Annotated in this window: 7 protein-coding genes; 4 read left to right on the top strand and 3 right to left on the bottom strand. The window is 42.4% G+C overall.

Going from position 1 to position 7,747, the window contains the following annotated elements:
- On the bottom strand, positions 1–797 hold a 797-nt coding region (locus tag Q0296_RS02735), incomplete at its 3' end, for an aminoacetone oxidase family FAD-binding enzyme (RefSeq protein ID WP_298036260.1).
- Positions 794–2,095, bottom strand: coding sequence for an MFS transporter (locus Q0296_RS02730; protein ID WP_298036258.1), 1,302 nt, complete (start codon positions 2,093–2,095; stop codon positions 794–796). The genes Q0296_RS02730 and Q0296_RS02735, both read right to left, overlap by 4 nt.
- A 111-nt stretch (positions 2,096–2,206) precedes the next feature.
- Here Q0296_RS02730 and Q0296_RS02725 point away from each other — a divergent pair, with 111 nt between their 5' ends.
- Entirely contained in the window at positions 2,207–2,848 is a 642-nt protein-coding gene (locus Q0296_RS02725) for a non-canonical purine NTP pyrophosphatase (RefSeq protein ID WP_298036255.1), read from the top strand.
- A gap of 10 nt (positions 2,849–2,858) precedes the next feature.
- Positions 2,859–3,533: a hypothetical protein gene (locus Q0296_RS02720; protein WP_298036251.1), complete on the top strand. Its 675-nt coding sequence runs from the start codon at positions 2,859–2,861 to the stop codon at positions 3,531–3,533.
- Here the strand turns inward: Q0296_RS02720 and Q0296_RS02715 are convergent.
- The gene (locus tag Q0296_RS02715; RefSeq protein ID WP_298036248.1) at positions 3,530–4,252 is read right to left on the bottom strand and encodes a tetratricopeptide repeat protein; all 723 of its coding nucleotides are present in this window, start codon (positions 4,250–4,252) and stop codon (positions 3,530–3,532) included. The two genes, Q0296_RS02720 and Q0296_RS02715, sit on opposite strands and share 4 nt — an antisense overlap.
- 93 nt (positions 4,253–4,345) lie before the next feature.
- On the opposite strand from Q0296_RS02715, the gene Q0296_RS02710 reads away from it, so the two are divergent.
- Both Q0296_RS02710 and rmuC read left to right on the top strand, forming a co-directional pair.
- Entirely contained in the window at positions 4,346–5,557 is a 1,212-nt protein-coding gene (locus Q0296_RS02710; RefSeq protein WP_298036245.1) for a saccharopine dehydrogenase family protein, read from the top strand.
- A gap of 384 nt (positions 5,558–5,941) precedes the next feature.
- A complete protein-coding gene (gene rmuC / locus Q0296_RS02705; protein WP_298036242.1) occupies positions 5,942–7,489 on the top strand; it encodes a DNA recombination protein RmuC in 1,548 nt (515 codons plus the stop codon).
- The last annotated feature ends 258 nt before the right edge of the window (positions 7,490–7,747 follow it).

Raw genomic sequence — 7,747 nt, 5'->3', positions numbered from 1 at the left:
CTAAGCTGCTTTTTGCCATTTACTAAATTTTTCTCACTAAATTTAGGCAAAAAATTTATGCAAATTCGCCCCTTTTGCCAAAAGAGTGAGGCGTTTAGTATCGCTGGACCGCTTACGCCCCTGTGCGTAAAAAGCACATCGCCGCTAAATTTATGCCTCTCGTTTTTGCCATTTATCTCCGCGTCCGCACTTAGACTAACGCCGCTAAGCTCTTTAAACCAAAACTCATCTTTTTGCACGCTAAAGCCAACAAGAGCAGGCGCAAGAGGTGAAAGCTCAAGGCCAAACTCGCTTGCCACCTTGTAGCCAACATCGCTTGCGCCAAGGGCTTTGTAGCTTAGTCCGCCACTTGCGATGACTAAATTTCTAGCTCTAAATTTTTCATTTGGTGTTGAAATTTCAAAAATTTCATCTACTTTTTTAGCGCCGATAACCTCTTTGTTATAAAAAATTTCTGCATCTTGTCTTTTTAAAAGCAGGCTCAAAACGCTCTTTGCACCGCTATCACAGAAAAATTGATTTTGCTTTTGCTCACTAAATTTAAGCTCACTAAAAAATTTCAAAACCTGATCTGGGTTTAGTACTTTTAAAATTTGCTCTATAAATTTTTGCTCGCCAAGGTAGTTTTTAGCGCTTACGAAGCGGTTTGTGATGTTGCATCTGCCACCACCGCTTGCCAAGATCTTTTTGCCAGCGCTGCTGTTTTTTTCTAAAATGGCAACCTTTTTGCCCTTTAAATTTGCCCCTAAAAAGAGCCCGCTAGCGCCAGCACCAACGATGATGACGTCGTAGATCAAAACTTCAAGCTCTCTTTTAAAGCCACCTCGCTTGTTAGGCGGGAGTCAAATTTGATCACTTGATTTTTCTCGTTTTTGTAATAATCCACCACGCCTTTTTGGCTGTTTAAAAGCTCTAAATTTATAGCTATGTCAGGGCTTAGGTAGATATTTTTAAAAATTCTTGGGTCATTTAGGCTAAATAGCAAAACAAGCCAGATCACGCAAAGCACCACACAGATGATGGCTAGCGTTTTAAAGTCAAATGCGTGCAGGACATATCCGCCAACAGCGCCTCCAGCGAAGCTGCCAAGGTAGCCAAATGAGTTAAAAACGCCAAGAGCGGTGCCTTTTTGTGAGGATTTTACAAACTTAGTCGCGGTTGATTGCATGATGGGCTCGTGCATGTTAAAGCCAACGAAAAATATTGCCACGCCAAGCACAAAGACAAAAAGCGTAAAGCTAAAGGCAAAAATGGCGTAGGTTAGGGCAAAAAGCAATGTGCCAGCTATCAAGATGACCTTGCTAAGTCCCTTGCCGTCGCCTAAAAATCCAGCCAGCCCCATAGCCAAAAAGCCAAGCACGGCGCCAAGCGTATAGACCTTGTAAAGCTCACCACTTTCATAGCCATACTTTTTTACTAATATGATCGGGATCGCCAAGAATGCGATACTTGTAAGCATTTTTTGCATGAAAGAGGTGAAATTTATGATCATATAGTCTTTTTGTAAAAAGAGCTTACCAAATGGCACTTTCTCGGCCTTTTCGCTCACTTTTATCTCTTTTGGCACGACGGTGTAGAGTAGCACCACGCAAAGTAGGCTAAGTGCGGCGCTAAAGTAAAAGAGGCTTGATAGGCCGTAGCTTCTAGCAAGTAGCGGTCCAAGCACCATAGAAAGCGTAAAACTAAGCCCTATAAAAGCCCCCATGATCGCCATGGCTTTTGAGCGGTTTTCTTCTGTTACAAAGTCGCTTATCATCGCTGTTGCCACAGCTCCCACAGCTCCGATGCCTTGCAAAAACCTGCCAAATAGCATAGTGTAGATGTCGCTTGCTAGAGCGCAGACGATAGAGCCTACCACAAAGACCAAAAGGCCTATGGTTAGGGCTTTTTTGCGGCCGATCTTGTCTGAGAGTGCGCCAAAAGGTACTTGAAATATCATCTGTGAGATCGCATAGACGCCTACTATTAGCCCCACTAAAAATTCGTTCGCGCCCTCTAAATTTAGGGCATAGAGGCTAAGAACTGGCAGGACGATAAAAAGACCTAAAAATCTGCTAGCTACGATAAAAGATAGTGGCAAAACACTTTTTAACATAAATTTTCCTTCGTTTAAAAGCCTTAATTTTATCATTTTAACACTAATCTAAATTTAAAAATTTAATCTACTTTTATGTAAAATACGCCCAAAAATCAAGGAGCTCTTGCAATGAAAATCGTGCTTGCAACGTCAAATTTAGACAAAGTAAAAGAGATAAAAGAGTTTTTAAAAGGCTATGAAATTTACGCTCTGAGCGAGGTTGTAAAGCCATTTGAGATAGTTGAAGATGGCAGTAGCTTTCAAGAAAACGCACTCATAAAGTCAAAAGCTGTCTTTGCAAAGCTTAAAGAGCTTGGGCTTGAGGGCGAATTTATCTCGCTTAGCGATGATAGTGGCATTAGCGTGGACGCACTTGGTGGCGAGCCAGGAATTTACTCTGCACGCTACTCAGACATCGACGAGAGCGGCCAAATGGCAGCCAAAAACGCCACGGACGCAAGCAACAGGGCAAAGCTCATCAGCAAGCTAAACGCTCTAAATTTACAAAGCTCACTAGCTCATTACACCGCTTGTATCGCTATTAGCTCAAAATTTGGTGACTACACGGCCCATGGCTTTATGTATGGCGAGGCGATAAACGAGGAGCGCGGCACAAACGGCTTTGGCTACGACGCACTTTTTATCCCAGATGGCTTTACTAGGACACTTGGCGAGCTAGATAACGAGACAAAGCTTAAAATTTCTCACCGCTCAAAGGGGTTGGAGCTTGCAAATTTCGTACTAAAGAGCCTAAAGAAAAACTACAAATAAGACTATTTTTATGAAGAAAATTTTACTTTTTATATTTCTTGCTTTTGGCATTTTGGTGGCAAGCGAGTATAGGGCGCTTGAGCATAAAAGCATAGTTTATAAAGACGAAAACGGCAATGGAAAGATCGACTATATCGCACTTTTTAAGGCAACGGACGAGCTATATATCTATGCAAGAGCATATCCTTTGAATTTTAAAGATGAGCAGCAAAAGAAGGTGGCGTTTAACGACCTTTTGAAGGTAGAAAAAATTTTTGATTTTATGGATAGTGAGGGCTTTAGTAAGAGTTTAGGCGGGCAAGAGGCTTGGTATTTTAAAATTTGCCAAGCTAGACTCCACGTGATGAAGCATAACTTTGACGTGCAGGACGAGGCTACAAAGGCGGACGAAATTTATGGCGAGCTTATAAATTTGACGCCAGATAATGGGGAAATTTATGCTGAATTTGCTGATTTTTTAGCAAATTCTAACCGCTTAGAGCTTGCAGAGCAAAACTACGATAAGGCTCTAAATTTAGGCGTAAAAAGGGCAAATTTAGGCCTTGCGCTAGTAAAGCTTGCTAGGATGGATCAAAAAGGCGCGATGCCATACTTGGAAGAGTATCTAAAAAGCTACGCAGACGATGAGTTTGCCAAGATGCTAGCAAGCTCTTTAAAAGAGGGCACGCTAAAGATAGAGTCCTAGTTAAGCTCCTTTAGCCCCTTCTTTGCGCGCTCCAATAGATCAAGGGCGCGATGGTTTTGCTCTTTGCCTTTTAAAATTTCAAGCACTTCTTTGTAGTTTTTGGCGGCTTGATCTTTTCCATCAAGCTTTGCTAGGTCGTTAGCGACCTCTATTAAAAGCTCTGATCGCACAAGCTCGTTATTGCTTAGATCTGGCGTGATATCAAGTAAATTTAACGCTAAAATGTGGTTTTCGTAGGCTTTTGCAAAGTCATTTTTCATGTAGTAGGCGTTACCGATGGACTTTATGCAAAGCAGCTCGTCGCGCATTGGGGTATTTGGCGTGACGTCATAAATTTTTTGAGCTTCTTGAAAATTAGCAAGCGCTTCGTCATATTTGCCTAGCGCCTTTTTTGCCCCGCCTATGTTTTGATAAGAGCGAGCTAGTAGCAGTTTGTCACTAACGTTTGCCGCGAGCTCAAGCGCTCTTTGTGAGAGCTCTAGTGCCTTTTGTGGCTCTTTATTTACTAGGCAAATGCTGCCGCCATTTATTAACGAAGTGATCGCCTGCTCGGTGTTGCCAGTCTTTAGACATGCCTCGGTCGCTTGCTCGGCTAAATTTATAGCGCGAGCTAAATTTCTATCACTTTTATAAAACTCATTTACGCTTTCTTGCACTAGCTCGTCGCAGCTACTTGCAAAGAGGCAAATAGGCGCTAAAAATGGCAAAATTTTCTTCATCTTTTCTCCTATAAAATTTGGCTCATTTTACCTTTTGAAGCTAGAAATTTATATTAACTTTGCTAAAATCACTAAAATTTTAAGGAGCCAAAAATGTCAAATATCTTAATAATCGGAGCAGGTGGAGTTAGCCAAGTCGCAACCGTAAAATGTGCGATGAACTCGGACGTTTTTACAAATATCACCCTTGCAAGCCGCACAAAAAGCAAGTGCGATGCGATCGCTAAATTTATAAAAGATCGCCTTGGCGTGCAGATAAATACCGCACAAATCGACGCTGACGACACAGCGGCCGTGGTGGAGCTCATCAAACAAACAAAGGCTGATCTGCTTCTAAACGTCGCGCTGCCGTATCAAGACTTAACTCTTATGGACGCTTGTGTAAAGGCTGGCATACCCTACATTGACACCGCAAACTACGAGCACCCAGACACCGCAAAATTTGAGTATAAGCTTCAGTGGGCGAAAGATGGTGACTTCAAAAACGCTGGTACCATGGCGCTTCTTGGCTCTGGCTTTGACCCAGGCGTGACAAACGTATTTTGCGCCTATGCACAGCAAAATTTATTTGACGAGATCCACGAGATCGACATCCTAGACTGCAACGCTGGCGATCACGGCTATCCATTTGCGACAAATTTTAACCCAGAGATAAATTTGCGCGAAGTTAGCGCAAATGGCCGCTACTGGGAGGCTGGCAAATGGATCGAGACAAAGCCGATGGAGATCATGTTTAAGTGGGACTACCCAAAAGTTGGTGTCAAAGATAGCTATCTGCTCTACCACGAGGAGCTTGAAAGTTTAGTTAAAAACATCAAAGGACTAAAGAGAATTCGCTTTTTCATGACATTTGGGCAGAGCTACCTAACTCACATGAAGTGCCTAGAAAACGTCGGCATGCTGCGCATAGACGAAGTCGAGCATAACGGCATGAAAATCGTGCCGATCCAGTTTTTAAAGACGCTTCTGCCTGACCCTGCAAGCCTTGGCCCTCGCACAAAAGGCAAAACAAACATCGGCTGCGTTATCCGCGGTCTAAAAGATGGCAAAGAGCGCCAAGTCTATATCTACAACGTCTGCGACCACGAGGCTTGCTACGCCGAGACAGGCGCGCAGGCTGTTAGCTACACCACAGGCGTGCCAGCGATGATCGGCTCAATGATGGTGGCAAAAGGCATCTGGAGCGGTAAAGGCGTCTTTAACATGGAAAATTTCGACGCAAAACCTTTCATGAATGAGCTAAATAAGCAGGGCTTGCCGTGGGAGATGATAGAAATGAAGCCAGGAGAGAGATACGAAGTTTAAAATTTAGACTCTTTAGGCTTCTCTTTTTCTACTTATACTTCGTTGGTTTTAAATTTTGCTCGGTCATTACCCACTCCGGTAACTCCCGTCACAAAATTTAAAACCGCCTTATCTAAGCGAAAAATACTTCACCTAAATTTATTAAATTTAATACCTTGAAAGACTATCTGTTTAGTCTTGGGATGAAAATTTCTTCGCCTCTGCTAGCAGTTGCGACCCTTGGGGATGCAAAGCTCAAAATTCATCTCACGATACTTCACCTTATTTTGTTAATTTTAACTTTTAGAAAATTTACCTCTCCTATTTTGTCATGAGCTTATCACTTTCACAACTCTTTTACAAATTTTCAAATATAATAAAGCCAAAATTTAAAAGGAAATTTTAGTGCTAACGATAGAAAATTTATATATTTTGGTGGCAGCTCTTGCGCTTATTTGCGTGATGCTAACAGCTTTTTTGATAAGTGCAAATTTGAAAAATGCAAAGCAAAGAGAAGCTTTAGAAAATTTACAAGATGAGCTAAAAGATAGCGAGCGGCTAAATATCGAGCAAAGAGCAAAGCTTGAAGCAAATAGTGACAAGATAAATGAGCTAGCTAAAAATTTAGACGAGTATAAAATTTCGCTCAAGCAAAAAGATGAAAAAGAGGACGAGCTAGAGCGCGAGCTAAGGCGTCTAAATGAGGAGCTTGGCAGCCAGACAAAGATGGCTGAGATGGCAAAGTCGCTATCTTTAAATTTACAAAATGAGCTTGGCGCAAAAGAGAATGAGCTAAAAAGATCAAGCGAGAGTGAAAACGAGCTAAAACGCGCTATTGTCGCACTAAAAAGTGAGATCGAGGCCAAAGAAAACATCCTAAGATCACAAGAAGAGAATTTAAAAAAGGTGAAAAACGAGCTAAATTTAGAGTTTGCAAACCTTGCAAATAAGATATTTGAAGAAAAAAGTGCAAATTTCTCAAAAAACAGCAAAGAGTCGCTTGAGCTCTTGCTAACGCCACTTGGCGAGAAGATAACAAGCTTTGAAAAGAGAGTAAATGACGCCCACAGCGACTCGCAAAAGAGTGCAGGCGAGCTTAGCGCGCAGCTAAAAGAGGTGGTCGAGCTTGGCAAAAATATGTCAAAAGAGGCAAACTCGCTAAGCACGGCGCTAAAAGGCAGCAACAAGGTCCTTGGCAACTGGGGCGAGATGCAGCTTGAGCGAACACTGGAAGCTGCAGGGCTAGAAAAGGGCACGCACTACACTACGCAAGAGAGTTTTGACGTGAGCGGCAAAAAGCTCATACCTGACTTTGCCATAAATTTCCCAGACGACAAACAGATGATAATAGACAGCAAAGTCTCACTCCATGCCTACGAAAAGGCGGTTGCGGCGGCTGATCCGGCGCAGAGCAAACTAGCTCTTGGCGAGCATATCGCCTCAATAAAAAAACACATCGACGAGCTAGCTAAAAAAGACTACTCATCGCTTGTAAAAAGCCCTGACTTTGTGCTGATGTTTGTGCCAGTTGAGCCGGCATTTTTGGAGGCTTTGAAATTTGATCCAAATTTGTTTAACTACGGCTATGAGAAAAAAGTGGTGCTAGTCTCGCACACGACGCTCATGCCGCTACTTCGTGTGGTGGCAAATTTATGGCGCATGGAAAATGGCAACAAAGAGGCGAAGGAAATTTTAAAAAGTGCAAATGAAATTTACGAGAAATTTTGCACCGTCGCTGAGAAGCTAAATAGGCTTGGAAACTCTGTGAGATCGGTAAATGATAACTTCAACGAGGTCGTTAAAAGCGTGAGTGGTCAAGGCGGGCTTGATAGCAGGCTGGAGAAATTTAAAAAGATCGCTATAAATCCTAAAGATACGCAGGTAAAAGAGCTTGAAGCAAGACCTAGAGAGATCTTGCTAGCAAATGCCAGTGCAAAAAGTGAGCAAGAGTAAATTTAGCTAGCCTAAATTTAAATAAATTTACAAATCTAGCTAGAGAGACACGTTATAATAAGGGCTTTCTTATCTTGAACAAGCAGATCGAGGCAATAAAGACGTGGGCTTGGAGCAGGCTAAGGCGCTAAGCGCGGCTGATCTAAAGATCATAACAAATGAAGGACGTGCAAAGAGCCTATCTAAAATAAGTGGCGTATTAAGCTCAAAATAAATTCATTGAAGGCTTAAACCAAAGCGAGATAGGCAAAGGGCTAA

Source organism: uncultured Campylobacter sp., from assembly GCF_937890585.1.
Taxonomy (GTDB): Bacteria; Campylobacterota; Campylobacteria; order Campylobacterales; family Campylobacteraceae; genus Campylobacter_A.
Note: the sequence above shows the minus strand (reverse complement) of the source record. Positions and strands in the feature narration are given on the sequence as shown.